At 64.1% G+C, this 17,020-nt stretch carries 18 protein-coding genes, 1 pseudogene and 1 riboswitch; of the genes and pseudogenes, 9 read left to right on the forward strand and 10 right to left on the reverse strand.

Features of this window, described 5'->3' with window-relative positions; translation table 11 throughout:
• Positions 1–59 precede the first annotated feature (59 nt).
• Positions 60–266, reverse strand: a riboswitch (cobalamin riboswitch).
• A 46-nt stretch (positions 267–312) separates the two neighbouring features.
• From ACIPZB_RS26125 to ribBA, 5 genes are all read right to left on the reverse strand, one after another.
• Positions 313–1,461, reverse strand: a complete 1,149-nt coding sequence (locus ACIPZB_RS26125; protein ID WP_400643332.1) for an ABC transporter ATP-binding protein — start codon at positions 1,459–1,461, stop codon at positions 313–315.
• Positions 1,462–1,480: 19 nt separating this feature from the next.
• Complete coding sequence (locus tag ACIPZB_RS26130; RefSeq protein ID WP_400643333.1) at positions 1,481–2,290, reverse strand: ABC transporter permease; 810 nt, start codon at positions 2,288–2,290, stop codon at positions 1,481–1,483.
• Positions 2,291–2,296: 6 nt separating this feature from the next.
• Complete coding sequence (locus ACIPZB_RS26135) at positions 2,297–3,214, reverse strand: ABC transporter permease (protein WP_008099926.1); 918 nt, start codon at positions 3,212–3,214, stop codon at positions 2,297–2,299.
• Positions 3,211–4,236: an ABC transporter substrate-binding protein gene (locus tag ACIPZB_RS26140; RefSeq protein WP_400643334.1), complete on the reverse strand. Its 1,026-nt coding sequence runs from the start codon at positions 4,234–4,236 to the stop codon at positions 3,211–3,213. The genes ACIPZB_RS26135 and ACIPZB_RS26140 overlap by 4 nt, the downstream gene beginning before the upstream one ends.
• 382 nt (positions 4,237–4,618) lie before the next feature.
• Positions 4,619–5,740, reverse strand: a complete 1,122-nt coding sequence (ribBA, locus tag ACIPZB_RS26145; RefSeq protein ID WP_400643335.1) for a bifunctional 3,4-dihydroxy-2-butanone-4-phosphate synthase/GTP cyclohydrolase II — start codon at positions 5,738–5,740, stop codon at positions 4,619–4,621.
• Positions 5,741–5,818: 78 nt separating this feature from the next.
• Between ribBA and ACIPZB_RS26150 the strand changes: the two genes are divergently transcribed.
• A complete protein-coding gene (locus tag ACIPZB_RS26150) occupies positions 5,819–6,112 on the forward strand; it encodes a DUF1330 domain-containing protein (protein ID WP_008099920.1) in 294 nt (97 codons plus the stop codon).
• A gap of 125 nt (positions 6,113–6,237) precedes the next feature.
• Here ACIPZB_RS26150 and ACIPZB_RS26155 read toward each other — a convergent pair.
• Positions 6,238–6,666: pseudogene (locus ACIPZB_RS26155) on the reverse strand (pirin family protein); the annotation flags it as partial.
• A 144-nt stretch (positions 6,667–6,810) separates the two neighbouring features.
• Here ACIPZB_RS26155 and ACIPZB_RS26160 point away from each other — a divergent pair.
• From ACIPZB_RS26160 to ACIPZB_RS26195, 8 genes are all read left to right on the forward strand, one after another.
• Positions 6,811–7,695: a LysR family transcriptional regulator gene (locus tag ACIPZB_RS26160; RefSeq protein ID WP_400643336.1), complete on the forward strand. Its 885-nt coding sequence runs from the start codon at positions 6,811–6,813 to the stop codon at positions 7,693–7,695.
• Positions 7,696–7,867: 172 nt separating this feature from the next.
• Positions 7,868–8,269: a hypothetical protein gene (locus ACIPZB_RS26165; RefSeq protein WP_400643337.1), complete on the forward strand. Its 402-nt coding sequence runs from the start codon at positions 7,868–7,870 to the stop codon at positions 8,267–8,269.
• A 194-nt stretch (positions 8,270–8,463) separates the two neighbouring features.
• Positions 8,464–8,685: an MbtH family protein gene (locus ACIPZB_RS26170; protein ID WP_008099910.1), complete on the forward strand. Its 222-nt coding sequence runs from the start codon at positions 8,464–8,466 to the stop codon at positions 8,683–8,685.
• Entirely contained in the window at positions 8,682–9,419 is a 738-nt protein-coding gene (locus tag ACIPZB_RS26175) for a thioesterase II family protein (RefSeq protein ID WP_400643338.1), read from the forward strand. Before ACIPZB_RS26170 ends, ACIPZB_RS26175 begins: the two co-directional genes overlap by 4 nt.
• A 76-nt stretch (positions 9,420–9,495) precedes the next feature.
• Positions 9,496–10,425, forward strand: a complete 930-nt coding sequence (locus tag ACIPZB_RS26180) for a hypothetical protein (protein WP_400643339.1) — start codon at positions 9,496–9,498, stop codon at positions 10,423–10,425.
• Positions 10,426–10,496: 71 nt separating this feature from the next.
• Complete coding sequence (locus ACIPZB_RS26185) at positions 10,497–11,789, forward strand: endonuclease/exonuclease/phosphatase family protein (protein ID WP_400643340.1); 1,293 nt, start codon at positions 10,497–10,499, stop codon at positions 11,787–11,789.
• Positions 11,790–11,842: 53 nt separating this feature from the next.
• On the forward strand, positions 11,843–12,394 hold the full coding sequence (locus ACIPZB_RS26190; protein ID WP_400643341.1) for a hydrolase: 552 nt from the start codon (positions 11,843–11,845) through the stop codon (positions 12,392–12,394).
• 26 nt (positions 12,395–12,420) lie between these two features.
• A complete protein-coding gene (locus tag ACIPZB_RS26195) occupies positions 12,421–13,473 on the forward strand; it encodes a DUF1615 domain-containing protein (RefSeq protein ID WP_400643342.1) in 1,053 nt (350 codons plus the stop codon).
• A gap of 120 nt (positions 13,474–13,593) precedes the next feature.
• Here the strand turns inward: ACIPZB_RS26195 and ACIPZB_RS26200 are convergent, their stop codons facing one another.
• The 4 genes from ACIPZB_RS26200 to ACIPZB_RS26215 are packed head-to-tail and all read right to left on the reverse strand — an operon-like array spanning position 13,594 to position 17,004.
• Positions 13,594–14,463 carry a metal ABC transporter solute-binding protein, Zn/Mn family gene (locus ACIPZB_RS26200; RefSeq protein WP_400643343.1) on the reverse strand — a complete coding sequence of 290 codons (870 nt, stop codon included), beginning with the start codon at positions 14,461–14,463 and terminating at the stop codon, positions 13,594–13,596.
• The gene (locus ACIPZB_RS26205; RefSeq protein WP_400643344.1) at positions 14,460–15,359 is read right to left on the reverse strand and encodes a metal ABC transporter permease; all 900 of its coding nucleotides are present in this window, start codon (positions 15,357–15,359) and stop codon (positions 14,460–14,462) included. Before ACIPZB_RS26205 ends, ACIPZB_RS26200 begins: the two co-directional genes overlap by 4 nt.
• The gene (locus ACIPZB_RS26210; protein WP_400643345.1) at positions 15,356–16,105 is read right to left on the reverse strand and encodes a metal ABC transporter ATP-binding protein; all 750 of its coding nucleotides are present in this window, start codon (positions 16,103–16,105) and stop codon (positions 15,356–15,358) included. The genes ACIPZB_RS26205 and ACIPZB_RS26210 overlap by 4 nt, the downstream gene beginning before the upstream one ends.
• Entirely contained in the window at positions 16,102–17,004 is a 903-nt protein-coding gene (locus ACIPZB_RS26215) for a metal ABC transporter substrate-binding protein (RefSeq protein WP_400643346.1), read from the reverse strand. Before ACIPZB_RS26215 ends, ACIPZB_RS26210 begins: the two co-directional genes overlap by 4 nt.
• Between the last annotated feature and the right edge of the window lie 16 nt (positions 17,005–17,020).

Raw genomic sequence — 17,020 nt, forward strand, 5'->3', positions numbered from 1 at the left:
GGCGAACCGCGCACGCAGGCCGCGCACGCGGATACCGGCCTGCGCCCGCCCACCGCGGGTTGCCAAGTGAAGCTTCAGGCCGGTCTCCGGGCTTACGAGGGTCATGACGCCTTCACCTTCCCATGCAGGCGCACAGTGGTGTGTCGAAGGCGTCGCTCGCTTACCGTTGCGGGGGCAGCGCCGGACTTGTCGTGGACCACGACGCACCGGCTTCCCGTTTCACCCTGCGCGCGGCGGCGCAGGACACCTGAAACTGGCGCGCATCTGACCATTGGTCGGGACGCGCGTCAATCCTTTACCTGCGGCTGACGGTCAGTGGGCACCCGCCGCCTTGCTCAAATCGCTCTCTGCCCACTCGGTGTAGATGCAGGCATCGGCCACCGCCCAGCGCACTTTCACTGTGTCGCCCGGTTGCATCGGCATGCCGGCGGCGGACAGCGCTTTCACGGTCAGTTCGCTGCCGCCTGGCGTCATCACATGACAGGTCTGGCTTTCGCCGAGGAACAACACTTCGCCGACCTTGGCAATCACCTCGTTCCAGCCCGCCGGCAGCGGTTCGCGCGCGGCCTGGTCGACGGTCAGGGCCAGGGCTTTTTCCGGGCGCACCATGATGAGTGCTTCCTGCCCGGCCGCCAGGCCAGGTGTCAGGCGTATGGCCACCGATTGCCCTTCGAAGCTGCCGGCACCGTGGCTGCTGGCCTTGATCCGCAGGAAGTTCGAGTTGCCCAGGAACGAGGCGACGAAGGCATTGGGCGGGTTCTGGTAGAGGTCGTAGCCGGTGCCCAGGCCGACGATCTTGCCGTGGCTGAAGATGGCGATGCGCTGGGACAGGCGCATGGCTTCTTCCTGGTCGTGGGTGACGTAGACGATGGTGATGCCCAGGCGCCGGTGCAGCTGACGCAACTCGTCCTGCAGGTCTTCGCGCAGCTTCTTGTCCAGCGCGCCGAGCGGTTCGTCCATCAGCAGGATGCGTGGCTCGTACACCAGCGCGCGGGCGATCGCCACACGCTGCTGCTGGCCACCGGACATCTGCGACGGCTTGCGGTGGGCGAACTTCTCCAGCTGCACCAGCTTGAGCATGGCATCGACCCGCTTGTTGATCTCGGCGGCGCCGAGCTTGCGGATGGCCAGCGGGAAGGCGATGTTGTCGCGCACGTTCAGGTGCGGGAACAGCGAGTAGCGCTGGAACACCATGCCGATGTCACGTTTGTGCGGCGGCACGTTCACCAGCGACTGGCCCTCGACCAGGATCTCGCCGCTGCTGGGCGTTTCGAAACCGGCCAGCATCGACAGGGTGGTGGACTTGCCCGAACCGCTGGAGCCGAGGAAGGTGAGGAACTCGCCGTCCTGGATTTCGAGGTCCAGATTGTCCACGGCGGTGAAGTCGCCGTAGTGCTTGTTCAGGCCGCGCAGGCTGACCAGGGTCTTGTTGTGCGCGTTGTCTTTGATCACTGCACTCATTGTTGTTGTCTCCGGGCACTCAGGCGTTGACTTCGGTGCGCCGGCGCAAGGCGGCGGCAATAACCATGACCATCAGCGACAGGCCGATCAGCAGCGTCGAAGCGACGGCGATCACCGGGCTCAGGTCCTGGCGCAGGGTGGTCCACATTTTCACCGGCAGGGTCTGCAGGTCGGGGCTGGCCATCATCACGCTGAGCACCACCTCGTCCCACGAGACCAGGAAGGCGAACAGGCCACCGGCGATCATCCCCGGGCGAATCGCCGGGAAGGTCACCTTGAAGATCGCCTGCAGGCGCGACGCCCCGCAGATCACCGCGGCATCCTCGATCGACTGGTCGAACAGCTTCAGCGAGTTGATGATCGAGATGATGGTGAAGGGCAGGGCGACGATCACGTGGCTGACCACGAAGGCGAACAGCGTGCCGGTGTAGCCCAGCTTGAGGAACAGCGCGTACACCGCCACCGCGATGATCACCAGCGGCACGATCATCGGCATGGTGAACAGGCCGTAGAGCATCTCACGGCCGGGGAAGCGGCCGCGTACAAGCGCGAACGCGGTGGGCAGGCCCAGCAGCACGGCGAACACGGTGGTCAGTACGGCGACCTTGAGGCTGGCCAGTGCAGCGTCCATCCACTCCGGGTTGGCGAAGAACTGGACGTACCACTTGAAGGTCCAGCCCGGTGGCGGGAACACCAGCCACTGGGAGGAGCCGAACGACAGCAGCACGATGAACACCACCGGCAGCAGCAGGAACGCGGCGATGACCCCGGTGGTCAGGTACAGGCCCGTGCGCAGTGGGCGGCCCATGGCATTGGGTGACAGAAGCATGGCGGATTACCTCGCGTTGCCGACCGGGGATTCCGGCTGCAGCTTCAGGTACAGGTAGAAGAGCACCAGGGTGATCACCACCAGCAGTGCGGCGGCGGCGCTGGCCAGGCCCCAGTTGAGGAACGACTGCACCTGCTGGATGATGAATTCGGGCAGCATCATGTTCTGCGCACCGCCGAGCAGGGCCGGGGTGACGTAGTAACCGAGCGACATCACGAACACCATCAGCGCACCGGAGAACAGCCCCGAGCGGCACAGCGGCAGGAACACCTTCCAGAAATTGGTCCAGGGGCTGGCGCCGCAGATCGAGCCGGCCTGCAGCACCATCGGGTCGATGGCATGCATGGTCGCCTGCAGCGGCAGCACGATGAACGGGATCATGATGTAGCTCATGCCGATCACCACGCCGGTCAGGTTGTGCACCATCTCCAGCGGGGTATCGATGATGCCCAGGGCCATCAGCACCTTGTTGATCACCCCCGAGCTTTGCAGCAGCACCAGCCACGAGTAGGTGCGCGCCAGCAGGCTGGTCCACATCGACAGCAGCACGATGTTCAGCAGCCAGCGGCCCCAGCCCTTGGGCACCAGGGTGATCGCCCAGGCCAGCGGGAAGCCCAGCAGCACGCTGATCAGGGTGACCACGCCGGCCACAGAGAAGGTGTTGAACAGCACCCGCGCATAGGCCGAGTTGGCGAACAGCTGCTCGTAGTTGCCCAGCCCCGGCACCGGCTCCAGCACACCGCGCAGCAGCAGGCCGATCAGCGGGGCGAAGAAGAACAGGCCAAGGAACAGCAGGGCGGGCAGCAGGTTACGGCTGCCTTTCCAACGGCGGTTCAGCGGTTCGCGGCGAGGGGCCGCTCCCGGGGCGCCGGCGCCCGTGGGGGCACCTTGCGCGTTGTGCAGGGCGTTGATGGCGACTTTCATTTCACCAGCCACTCATTCCAGCGCGCGGCGATGGCCTGGCCGTTCTTCGCCCAGTAGGCGAAGTCCAGGGTGACCTGGTCCTGGGCGTAGGCGGTCGGCAGGTTTTGCGCGAGGTCTTTGTCGAGCTTGGCCACGCTGTCGACGTTCACCGGGGCGTAGGCGGTCTTGTTGGCGAACTCGGCCTGGCCTTCGGCGCTGCTGGCATTGGCCAGGAACTTCATGGCCGCGTCCTTGTTCTTGGCGCCTTTGGGGATGACCAGGAAATCGGCCATGACCAGGTTCTGCTTCCAGCTCACGCCCACCGGTGCGCCGTCTTGCTGCAGGGCGTAGACGCGGCCGTTCCAGAACTGGCCGAGCGAGGCTTCACCGGAGGCCAGCAGCTGCTGCGACTGGGCGCCGCCGCCCCACCAGACGATGTCTTTCTTGATGGTGTCGAGCTTCTTGAAGGCGCGGTCCAGGTCCAGCGGATAGAGCTTGTCGGCAGGGACGCCGTCAGCCAGCAGGGCCAGTTCCAGCACGCCGGGGCTTGGCCACTTGTACAGGGCGCGCTTGCCGGGGTAGGTCTTGGTGTCGAACAGTGCGGTCCAGTCCACCGGCTTGTTGGCGCCGAGCTTGCCTTCGTTGTAGCCGAGCACGAAGGAGAAGAAGAACGAACCGACGCCATGGTCGGAGACAAAGCGCGGGTCGATCTTGTCGCGTTGGATGGTATTGAAGTCCAGGGGTTCGAGCAGGCCTTCGCTGGCGGCGCGCAGGGCAAAGTCGGCTTCGACGTCGACCACGTCCCACTGCACGTTGCCGCTCTCGACCATGGCCTTGAGCTTGCCGTAGTCGGTTGGGCCGTCCTGCACCACCTTGATGTCGGTCGCCTTGCTGAAGGGTTCGGCCCATGCTTCTTTCTGGGCGTCCTGGGTGGTCCCGCCCCAGCTGACGAAGTTGAGGCTGTCGGCGGCCTGGGTGGCCTGACAAGCCAGGGTCAGCAGGCTGGCGGACAGCACTGCGGTTACACGTTTGCTCAACAGCATGGTTACGCCCTCGTTGCTTTTGTTATTCGAGGCGGGGCTGGGTGTGCGCCCGCCAACAGTATTCGGGGAGCAGCTCTGACAATGTGTGCGGTGGCCGTTTTTTGAGTCTAGGCGGTGGCCTGAGAATTCAAGGTCTACGGGATATCATATTATGGTATTCCAAACTTTTCGCAAGAGGGGGAGGCGACCGGCCATCACTCCGCGTGCGCTTGCTCAATTTCCAGAAGCTGACGCAAATCCTCTGTGGGAGCCGGCTTGCCGGCGATGAGGCCGGCGCAGGCAACTTGGAGGGGCTGTACGGGCCCTATCGCCGGCAAACCGGCCCCCACAGGGGGAACACCACAGGTTTCAATGGCCGTGGTGTATTTGTGGGAGGGGGCGCTCAGCCAACCATCCCCGGCTCGAACGGAATGCTCTGCACCACCTCCAGCTCATACCCCGCCAGCCCCGCATACTTGAGCGGCGGCCCCAGGTGGCGCAGCTTGCCCACGCCCAGGTCCTGCAGAATCTGCGCGCCAGTCCCGACCTCCGAATACACCTTCGACTGCCCACGCTGGTACGGCCGCACGGGCTGGGTCAGCTGCGGCACCCGCTCCAGCAGTGCCTGCGAGGACTCATGGTTGGCCAGGATCACCACCACCCCAGCGCCTTCCTCGGCCACCTTCTGCAGCGCCGCCCACAACGTCCAGTTGGCCGGCCCTGCGTACTCGGCCCCGACCAGGTCGCGCAGCGGGTCGATCACATGCACGCGCACCAGCGTCGGCTGCTCGCGGCGGATATCGCCCATCACCATGGCCATGTGCACACCGCCTTCGATGCGGTCTTCATAAGTCACCAGGCGGAACGTGCCATGCACGGTCGGCAGCTCGCGCTCGCCGATGCGCTTGATGGTCTGTTCGGTGCTCAGGCGGTAGTGGATCAGGTCGGCGATGGTGCCGATCTTGATGCCATGCTGGGCGGCGAACACTTCAAGGTCCGGGCGGCGGGCCATGGTGCCGTCGTCGTTGAGCACCTCGACGATCACCGAAGCCGGGGTAAAGCCGGCCAGGCGGGCCAGGTCGCAACCGGCCTCGGTGTGGCCGGCGCGGGTCAGCACGCCGCCTTCGCGGGCGCGCAGGGGGAAGATGTGGCCGGGCTGCACCAGGTCTTCGGGGCGGGCATCGGCGGCCATTGCCGCAGCCACGGTGCGCGCCCGGTCGGCGGCGGAGATACCGGTGGTGACGCCGCTGGCGGCTTCGATCGACACGGTGAAGGCGGTGCTGAACACGCTGCCGTTGGCCGGGACCATTTGCTCAAGGCCCAGGCGCTGGCAGTGTTCGTCGGTCAGCGTCAGGCAGATCAGCCCACGCGCTTCGCGGGCCATGAAGTTGATGGCCTGGGCGTCACAGCGCTCGGCGGCGATTAGCAGGTCGCCTTCGTTTTCCCGGTCTTCGTCGTCCACCAGCAGCACCATCTTGCCTTGCCGGTAGTCCTCGAGGAGTTCTTCGATGGTGTTGAAAGCCATGCTGCACGCTCACTGTGATGGGGGTGGATTTATGGTATACCATCATACACAAATAGTTTTGCAGCAGGAGAGCAGCGGATGAAAGCCTATTGGATCGCCCATGTGGACGTGACCGACCCTGAGCAGTACCAGCAGTACACACAGCGCGCGCCGGCAGCCTTTGCGGCATTTGGCGGCCGGTTCCTGGCCCGGGGCGGGCGTAGCGAGGCGATGGAAGGGCGGCAGACGCCGCAGCGCAGCGTGGTGATCGAGTTCGATTCGTATGAGCAGGCGGTGGCCTGTTATCGGTCCGAGCTGTATCAGGAAGCTTGCAGCCACCGACAAGGGGTGGCGAAGGCAGAGGTGATCATTGTGGAAGGGTTCGAGCCCTGAGCTGTTCTTGATGGCCTCATCGCCGGCAAGCCGGCTCCCACAGGGATCCCACCGTTCTTGAGGCCGGTGGTGAACCTGTGGGAGCCGGCTTGCCGGCGATGAGGCCATCACAGCCCCCACCGAGATCAAGCCATGCCCGGCAACTCATGCGGCCGCAAGTCAAACACCAGCACCTCTGCATCCTTGCCATTGCTCAGCTCCAGCATCCGCTCCTGGCGAACCCGCACCCCATCCCCCTCATTCAGCACCTGCCCATTGAGCTCGATGCTGCCCCGGGCCACATGCACATAGCCATGGCGGTTCTCCGGCAAGGTCAGGCTCGCCCGCTCCGCACCTACGAATAGCCCGGCATACACCCGCGCATCCTGGCGCACCTGCAATGACCCTTCCGCGCCATCCGGGGAAATGATCAGCCGCAACTTGCCGCGCTTTTCCTCGGCACTGAAGTGCTGCTGCTGGTAACGCGGCGTCGCGCCCTTCACGTCAGGCACGATCCAGATCTGCAGAAAGTGCTCCGGCTGGGTCTGGCTGTGGTTGAACTCGCTGTGCGCCACCACAGGGGCCGTATTTGGGTTTAACCCGAATGCAGCGCGATTTCCCCCTGAGACCCCGAGAACCTGGCCTGTTGTGTGAGTAGGGCGCTGCAATGATGGGAAAAAGCCGCTATAAAGCGGCTGACTGTCACCGCGAGCAAGACAATGAACCCCTACGAAGACATGCGCATCTTTGCCCAGGTGATGGAGGCCGGCAGCTTCACCGCCGCCGCCGACCGCCTGGGCATGTCCAAGCAATCGGTCAGCCGACGCCTGATGCAACTGGAAGAACGGCTTGGCGTGCGCCTGCTCAACCGCTCCACCCGGCGGCTGGACGCTACGCCGCTGGGCCAGCACTACTACCAGTCGGCACTGCGCCTGTTGGGCGAGGTGCAGCAGGTGGAGCAGGACATCAGCGGTCAGACCCAGGCCTTGCGCGGCACCTTGCGCCTGAGCGCACCGCTGTCGTTCGCCATGGCGCACCTGGGCTGCCTGTTGACCGAGTTTCTGCAACTGCACCCGCAGGTGGATGTGGAGGTGGACCTCAGTGATCGCGCCGTGGACCTGATCGGTGAGGGTTACGATCTGGCACTGCGCATTGGTGCGCTGGAGGATTCCAGCCTGATCGCGCGGCGGATCGCCAGTGTCGAGCGGGTGTACTGCGCGAGCACTGAGTATCTTCAAACGCGCGGTGTGCCGAAGCGGCCCGAACAACTGGCGGGGCATGACTGCCTGCCTTACGGGCATTCACGGCAGGTGCAGTGGCAGTTCATTCGTGCTGGCAAGGCGCAGGCCATTGCCGTGGCCGGGCGGATGCGCGCCAACAATGGCGAGTTGCTCAGGGACGCGGCGATAGCCGGGATGGGGGTGACCTATCTGCCGACCTTCATCGTTGGCCAGGCATTGGCCGATGGGCGCCTGGTGACGGTGCTGGATGACTGGGCACCGGCGGCGTTGCAGTTGTCGGCGGTGTATCCGCAACATCGGCAGGTGGCGAGGCCGGTACAGGGTTTTGTCGGGTTTCTGCGAGAGCGATTGGCGCAGCTTTAGTTGATCGTCAGCTGTTAGGCATGTCTGAACTTGAAGCCAAATGACATTGACCTCAAGGGCCCTATCGCTGGCAAGCCAGCTCCCACAGGTACCCCGCCGTTCTTGAAACCAGTGCTGTACTTGTGGGAGCCGGCTTGCCGGCGATAGGGCCAGTTCAGGCTATGCTTGCCCCATGAGCACACCTCCACCTCTACGCCAACCGTGCCCCCCTGGCGCCTGCGACTGCGGCCGAGAAAACCTGGCCGAGAGCCCGCCAGCGGCCCAACGCATCCTGCTGCTTACCCGGCAGGAAGAAAAACGCTTGGTCGAACGCCTGGAAAACGTGAAGGATCTGGAAGACCTGCAGCGCCTGCAGGTGCGGATGTTCGAGAACCTTGGCATTCGCGTGCGCATACAACCAGGGTTCAACGAGGTGCGCACCATGCGCGGCATCGTCATCGAGCTCGATGCCCAGCCGGGGCTGTGTCGCAAGACCCGGCAGTCGATTCCGGCGGCGATTCGGCGAGGGTTGGAACGCAATCCTGAGGTCGCGTTTCGGTTGCTGGATGCGCATGACTTGCTGCGGGATGCGTGAGGGCTGGCGGGTGTTCGGCGGGCTTTTTGGGTGGAGCGGATTCATCCGCGATGCGCCGCGCGGGCGGCGCTCGATCTCAACCCCACCGCAAGACTCAAATTGAGCTCCCTAATTTTTCCGAATCTTCCTACGTCTACCTGAGAGCCCTCCCACGCCAAGCGCGTACCGGCATCCCTCACTCAAGGAGACAGGCAATGACTTCCGTATTCGACCGCGACGATATCCAGTTCCAGGTAGTGGTCAACCACGAAGAGCAGTATTCCATCTGGCCCGACTACAAGGCGATTCCCAACGGCTGGCGCGCCGTGGGCAAGAAAGGCCTGAAGCAGGACTGCCTGGCCTACATCGACGAAGTCTGGACTGACATGCGCCCTCTGAGCCTGCGCCAGAAGATGGCCGAAGCCGCTGCCCAGTGACCCCCCTCAACCTGCTGTGCCTGCCGTATTCCGGTGCCAGCGCGATGGTCTACAGCCGCTGGCGGCGCAAGCTGCCGGCCTGGCTGCAGGTGCGCCCGGTCGAGCTGCCCGGGCGCGGTGCGCGCATGGCCGAGCCGTTGCACACCGACCTGCAGGCCCTGGCCCGGCAACTGGCCGCCGAACAACGCCTGGCCACGGCCGCGCCCTATGCGCTGCTCGGCCACAGCCTGGGCGCGCTGCTGGCTTTCGAGCTGGCCCACGAGCTGCGCGCGTTGGGTTGTCCGCCACCGGTGGCGCTGTTCGCCTGCGGCACGGCGGCGCCAACCCGGCGTGAGGGCTATGACGGCAAAGACTGGCGCGAGCCGAAGAGCGATGAGGCGCTGAAAAGCGAGCTGCGCGCGCTCAATGGCACGCCAGAAGAAGTGCTGGCCAACGACGAACTGATGAGCCTGACCCTGCCCATCCTGCGCGCCGACTTCCTGCTCTGTGGCCGTTATGCCTATCGTCAGCGGCCCGCGTTGTCCTGCCCGCTGTATGTGATGGGCGCAGATGCTGACCGCGCCAGTGAGGCGCAACTGTTGGCCTGGAGGCAGGAAAGCTGCGGCCATTTCACGTTGCAAATGTTCCCCGGTGGCCATTTCTTCATTCATGAACAGGAAGACGCAATCCTTGAGACATTGACCTTGCGCTTGCAATCCGCCCTTCAAGCAGCACCTCAGGTTTCTGTCATCTGACCGGGATTGCAGCGACATACGCGTGCGCGCCACACCGACTTAATGGCACCTCACTTGATCATGGCGAGGTACCTTCATGACGCTGCATCGCGCTGTTTCCCACCTTGGCTTGTTGAATGCTTCCTTGCCCCTGCCTGTTTGTTCCCCAAAAGGCTGTCGACTATTGGCCATGGGTAACGTGCTGTATTGCTTCTACTTTGGTGACGGCAATGAGGTGATGATGACCTCAAGGCTCGCGACGAGAAACTGGAGCGTCCCTGTCGATCTGAAGTTCCCGAGCCTTTCGGGTTTGCCAGCAGTCTATGGCTACAACGGACGCATTCATGTATTCACCAGTGCCGAAGCCAAAAACCCGATCACCAGTACCAACGGGTCGAAAGTACTGCACTGGCAATCTGGCGAGGACATTCGGATTCATTTGGACATGAGCATGACTGTCTTTGGCTCCCCATCCGTAGCCGAGCTCAATGGCAAATTGTATCTATTCTGGCGAGAACCTGGGAACGGCGGGATACGGTGGGGCAACTCGACGACAGGAATTGACTGGCTCCGTCAGGGGCATGTCCATCCGGAGGGGCAGAACCGACTGGCACGCTCGCCCTGGGACCCAGTCGTTTGTACCTACCAGCGGCTCCTGCATGTTTTCTACCAGAGTGCAGAGGGCTTGTCCTTGATCAGGTTCGACGGTGACAGCGGCTGGAGCCGTGGGCAACTACTGCTCGAAAAACCCTACCACTTCATGCCTGCCGTGTTTGTGCATGATGGCCTGCTGACGCTGGCATACGCCAACGTGAAATCCACTGATCCAACCTTGTCGGTGACCGCGCCAACCGAGCAAAGCATGGGCGATCTGCACGACGGAGACGTCGAGGGCACGCTAGACCTCTATCGTTATGACGGCAATGTGTTGGGTCGGGTCGACCGGAGCATTGGCATAGTGGTCAAAGGCGTCCCCGCCGCGGCAGTGGTGGATGGCGAACTGAACCTCATCTTCCCATCGGTCTGAGTCGATCAGGCCTTTGAAAGCAGGAGTGGGTCATGCCAGTCAATTTTCGCATTCGATGGGGCGCCGGGCTTTTGCTGCGCTCGCTCAGCGACACCGAATTCAATGCCGAACTTGAGCGCCTTTTTCGTGAGTTGTTTCAACTGCTGACCACAGCCCCAACCGATGCGCCTCATTCGGCGGCCTATGTCAGCTATCACATCTCCAGCGAGTTCATGCGCAGCAGCAACTGGGGTGAACAGGCAGATGCAGCACATGGCCTGACGACACTGTTGCAGCGTCTGTACAACGAGCCGGGCATCATTGCCGGCCTTCAGGCGGCACGTCGTGAGCAGAGCCTGGCGGTGTTGCTGCGGGTGTACAACATCCATCACGCATTGATCATGTCCGGGCTGCTCAGCGACCATGGGCCGCAGAGGCTTGATCCCAGCGATGCATTGCGCCTGTTGCGAATTGCAGTCACCGCTGCCTGGGGGCCTTGGCGTGCGAGCATCGAACTGCGGGGAAGCATTACCCGTTACCACCGGGCACGGCTGCACGACCCAGGCACCGGTGTACAAGCGATAATCGGCTGGCAGCGCGGAAGAAACCCGCCTGTTCAATTTCGTGCGGCAACCTTCAACATGCAAGGTACCTCGGCAACGCAGACCGACAAGTTCCGCGCTCATTTGCTACATCGAATTCGCCAGCACCATGTGATCGCGCTGCAGGAAGCGGGCGAGCCGCCAACCTCTGCCCGGCATGAGGCACAGCTCAGCGTGAGTGACCAGTTTGGTGGTGCTCATGAAGTCAATCGCTGGCGCTGGGAGGTCGGGACTTCCGGTCGCCCGGAGAACTACATGCTGTATTACCTGGAGGTCGGCAGGCAACGCGTGCGAGTGGCGATGATGGTGAACAGCGATGTGAGCGTGACGGGCGTGACGGTAGTCGCCGACGGCGCCCAGTCACCCTCGGGGCTGCTGTCGCCAAGGCCGGTGCTGGGGCTGCGCATTCGCTTGCCAGGGCTGCGTACCGATATGACCGTTTACAGTTTTCATGCCATTTCGGGCGGAGGTCCGAACAGCCCGAGAGTGCTGCGTGAATTGGTCTGGCACACGGCTACACCGTTCATCCTGCTGGGCGACTTCAACCGTGACCCTCGTGAGCCAACACCTGACCATCCCGACAGCAGGAACTGGATTACGCCACAGGGTATTGCCCAGCTAGTGTTGGCCCAGGGCCCAACCCACCCGAGCAACCGACCGGTGTACATGCTCAACTATTCGCTCACCTCTGACCTGGCGCAGTCACCTGAGCCGGGTCAAGTGCTGGATCTGATGGACTCGGACCATCGCATGGTGTCATTCAACTTCATGCTCTCGGACTGATTGACGGCGTGCCCTGCCTGCGAGAGCCTTAGGCTTTTCAGGCAGGGTAGAGCATGTTGATCGATCACCAGAAGGCCACGCTGCTGGCCGTCGACATTCAGGAAAAACTCATCGGCGCCATGAGCGACCCCGAAGGTACCCGTGCACGCGCACGCTGGTTGCTGGCGGCTTGCGCCGACCTGGAATTGCCGACGGTGATTTCCGAGCAGTACCCCAAAGGCCTGGGGCACACGCTGCCTGAACTGCTCGCGGTCGTACCGAGTGCCGAGGTGGTGGAGAAAACCCATTTTTCATGCGTGGCGGCCCAGTGCCTGCCCGAAAGCCTGCTGGCGCGCGAACAGGTGATCGTCTGCGGCATGGAAACCCATGTGTGTGTACTGCAAACCGTGCTCGGCCTGCTGGGCCTGGGCAAGCAGGTGTTCGTGGTCGAGGACGCTTGCGACAGCCGCACCCCGGCCAACAAGGCCGCAGGACTGGCGCGCATGGCCCAGGCGGGCGCGCAGTTGGTGACCCGTGAAATGGTCCTGTTCGAACTGCTGGGCAATGCCAGCCATCCCCAGTTCCGCCACATCAGCAAGACCTACATGGTCGGTGAGCAGCCCTGAACGCTCGTCTCCTCACCGCTGGCCTGATGGCCCTGGCGCTGCTGCAAGGTTGCGTCGGGCGGCGCGAAGAAGAAGTCGAAGCCGACCCTGCGAAAGTGCATGCCCAGCTGTTGCGCCTGCTGCCGGCCCAGTCCAAGGACCGCGAAGGCTGGGCCAGGGATATCCAGCAGGCGTTCGAGGCCCAGCGCATCGCACCGAGCAAGAGCAACCTGTGCGCGGTGCTGGCGGTCACCGAGCAGGAGTCGACCTTCAACGCCGACCCGCAGGTGCCCAACCTGGGCCGCATCGCCCGCGCGGAAATCGACCGCCGCGCCGCTGGGATGCATGTGCCGCGGCTGTTGGTCGACGGCGCGCTGAACACTACTTCAGGCAACGGCCAGACCTACCAGCAGCGCTTGCTCGCGGTACGCAGCGAGAAACAGCTGAGCGCGCTGTACGACGAAGTCACCGCCCGCTTGCCGCTGGGCAAGACCCTGCTCGGTGGGCTCAACCCGGTGCACACGGGCGGGCCGATGCAAGTCAGCGTCGAGTTCGCCGAGCAACACGCCAAAGACTATCCCTACACCTATGAAGGCACGATTCGCCAGGAAGTGTTCACTCGCCGAGGTGGCATGTACTTCGGCATCGCTCACTTGTTGGGTTATCCCGCCTCCTATGAGCGTCAGCTCTACCGTTTCGCCGATTTCAACGCTGGCTGGTACGCCAGCCGCAACGCCGCGTTTCAGGCGGCGTTGAGCAAGGCGACGGGGATCAAGCTGGCGCTCGATGGCGACCTGATCGCGCCGGGCTCGATCATGCCCGGCAGCACCGAGCAGGCGGCGCGCAAGCTGGGGGTGAAGCTGGGGCTGCGCAATACGCAGATCCGCAACCAGCTGGAACTGGGTGACCGCCTGGCGTTCGAGGACAGCAAGCTGTACAGCGGGGTGTTCGCCCTGGCCGATGCGGCAGCGGGCAAACCGGCGCCGCGGGCGGTGTTGCCGGGGATCGAGCTGAAGAGCCCGAAGATTACTCGCAAGCTGACTACCGCGTGGTTTGCCGGCAGGGTGGATGAGCGGTATCAGCGCTGCATGAAGCGCTAGGGGTGTCTGCACTGGCCCTATCGTCGGCAAGCCGGCTCCCACAGGTACACCACTGCTCTCAAGGGTTGTGGGGGCCCTGTGGGAGCCGGCTTGCCGGCGATAGGGCCAGTGCAGCCAGCATCAACCCTCGCTCAATGCCCCAACCACTTGTTCGACACTGGCCTTGAGCCCGGTCACGGCATCCTGCGGATCACTCTCCACCACCAGCAGCTTCGCCCCGCTGGCCTTGATCACCTCGGCCACCGCCGCCTCCGGCTGCCGATGGTCCAGCACCAGCGCCACATCCTGCTCCTTCAGGTTGTCGCCCAACGCCTTGAGCGCGGCCTCATCCCACTTGCCATCGGCCGGCAACGGCTGTTCCACCACATCCAGGTTCAGCCCGCTGGCCAGATATCCCAGACGCTCGGACAAGCTCACCACAGACAGGTTGTCGACCTGTGCCAACTGCGTCTGGCTGTCGGCCGTCAGCGCCAGCAACTGACGCTTGAGCCCCGCCAGATTGCCCTGGATTTTGACCTTTTCGGCCGGCGCCAGGCGCTCCAGGTCGTTGGCCAGCACATCGGCCATGCGCCCCAGGTTGGTCGGGTTCAACCAGGGGTACGCACTGTAGGCATCGTCGCCGGTCACCGCGATGCCCGGCAACGCACCGTCCACCGGGCGCGCGGCGTCGATTTCGACGATGCGGATGTTGCTGCGCCTGGCCATCGGGTAGAGCGGGTCATCGCGCCAGATCGAACGCACGCCGATCACCGCGTCGGCCTGCTGCGCGGCCTTGGCCAGGCTGGCGCCACCACGGCTGCTGAAATACGCAGGCTGGCGGCTGGCCGGCAGGTTGGCCGGGGCGGCGCGGGTGAGCGCTATCGACGTGCCGGCGAGCAAGGCCGTGGCCAGGCTGTGGGTGACAGGCAGGGTGGTCAGCACTTGCGTGGCAGCGGCCAGCGAGGGCAGGCCGGCCAAGGCCAGGGCCAGGGTCAGTCGTTTCAGGTTCATGCCGGGTTTCCTTGCAGGCGTGGAACGAGGGCGCGCGCCAGGGCGGCGAGGGCGAAGCAGATACCCGCAACCAGAATGATCGCGGCACCGGACGGCACCGGCAGGTCGAACATGATCGGCAGCAGAATGCCCAGCAGTGTGCTCAGGGTGGCGATCAGCACCGAGATGAAGAAAAAGCCTTTGAGCGACTGGCTGACCAGCCGTGCAGCCGCCGCTGGTATCACCAGCAAGGCACCGACCAGAATCGCCCCGATCACCTTCACCGAGGCCACGGTGACCAGGGTCACCAGCACCACGAACAGGTAGTCCAGGGTCTTCACCGCCACGCCGCGCACCGCCGCCAGCTGCGGGTTGAAGCTGGCCAGCATGATGCGGTTGTACAGCGGCAGGGACAGCGCCAGCACCAGCACCGCGACGATGCCCAGCACTAACAGGTCCTGAGCACTGACGGTCAGTACCGAGCCGAACAGCACGTTTTCGAGGATGTGCACATTGATCTTGCCGGCCAGCATCAGCAGCAGGCTGGCGCCCAGCGCCAACGACACCGAAAGGAACACGCCGATCAGCGTATCGGGCGACAGTCCGGTGCGGTTGCGCAGAAAGTTGAGCAGGATGCCGAACAGCAGGCAGTAGCCGAACAGGCTGCCGTAAGGGCCGGTGTAGGGTTCGCCGAGCAGGATGCCGATGGCAACGCCCGTCAGCGCGGCATGGCCGACGGCTTCGGAGAAGAAGGCAAAGCGCTTGACCACCACCAGGGTGCCCAGGCCGCCCAGCACCGGGCCGATCATCAGCCCAGCCAGCAGCGCGTTGATCACGAAACCGTAGGCCAGCGCCTCCGGCAGGTAGCCAGCGCCGGCCCATTCCTGGACCAGTTGGCGGAATGCTTCATAACTCATGAGGCGAGGCTCTCGCTGCGCGGGTGGACGGAGAACAGGCCGAGCAGACGCTCGGGGGTCAGGGCCTGGGCGGGTGGGGCATCGAACAGCACACGGCGGTTCAGCCCGGTGACCCGGTCGGCCAGGCGCAATACTGCTTCCAGGTCATGCTCGATCCACAACACGGTGGTGCCGGCCTGGCGCCAGCCATTGAGCAGCTGTTCGAACACTTGAATCCCGGCTTCGTCGAGCGCCGACATCGGCTCGTCGAGTACCAGCAATTGCGGCTCCGGGATCAAACCTTGGGCCAGCAGCACGCGCTGGCGCTCGCCGCCAGACAGCGCACCCATGCGCCGTTTGCGTTTGTCGAGCATGCCCACCCGCGCCAACGCTGCGTCGACCGCAGGGCGAACATGGCGCGACAGGCCGAGAAAGGCCGGGCGCCGTTGGCACATGGCGGCCATGAAGTCGTCCACGGTCATCGGCAGGCCACGGTCGAACTCCAGCGCCTGGGGCACGTAGCCGATCACCTGGTGCTCGCCGGGCCAGTGCAGGGTCAGTTGGCCCTGGTGCGGCATTTGTCCGAGCAGGGTCTTGATCAGCGAACTCTTGCCCCCGCCATTGGGCCCGACGATGGCATGCACGCTGCCGACGGCGACGCTGAAGCTGACCTGTTCGAGGATGCGCGTGCGGCCCAGGGTCAGGTCGATGCCGGCGAAGTCGAGGCGCGGGCCACTGGGCGTGACAAGGTTGGCGGCGGCGGTCATGCGCGGTTCTCCTGGATGGCGCGCACCACGGTGTCGAGGTTGCGCTTCATCTCCACTTCGTACTTTTCCTTGGTGTATTCGCCGTAGGAAATGTGCGTCAGCGGGTACAGGCGCACGCCGGATTCGCGCTGGATGGTTTCGACGTAGGCCGACGGGAAATCCATCTCCGAGAAGATCACCTTGACGTCCAGCGCCTTGAGTTGGTCGATGGTTTTTTTCAGCTGTGCCGGGCTCGGCTCGATCCCGTGGGCAGGTTCCACTACTGCGGTCACTTCCAGGCCGAAGTCACGCACCAGGTAGTCGTAGGCGGCATGGATGGTGGCCACGCGGAAGGTGGCATCCGGAGCTTCGGTCACCTTGGCCAGGGCCTCGGCGCGCAGCGCGCGCAGGCGCTTGGCGTAGGCGCGGGCGTTTTGCGTGTAGAACTTGGCGTTGTCCGGGTCGAGCTTGCCCAGCTCGCGGGCGATGTTGTTGACCTGGGCGATGGTGGTGCTGATCGACAGGAAGGTGTGCGGGTTGACCACCTTGCCAGCGCCGCGGGCAGCGATGCCGGTGGCCGCCAGCAGCGGCACGTTCTGGTTGGCCTCGATGGTCTTGATGTCGGGTTTTTCGCTGGCGGCGATCATGCGGTCGGCGAAGTCGTCATGGCCGACGCCATTGAGCACCACGACATCCAGGGTGCCGATGCGCTTGATGTCCTCGGCCCGTGGCTCATAGGCATGGGGGTTGAAGCCCGCCGGGATCAGCGGCACCACCTCGGCCTTGTCACCGACGATGTTGCTCACGTAGCTGTAGTAAGGGTGCAGGGTGATACCGATGCGCAGGGGTTTGCCGGTGTCGGCCAGGGCCATCAGAGGGAAGGCGCAGGCCAGCAGCAGGGCGAAGGCGGAGCGGAACATGGAGGAATTCCTTGGG

Source organism: Pseudomonas sp. NPDC089396 (assembly GCF_044749545.1).
GTDB lineage: Bacteria > Pseudomonadota > Gammaproteobacteria > Pseudomonadales > Pseudomonadaceae > Aquipseudomonas.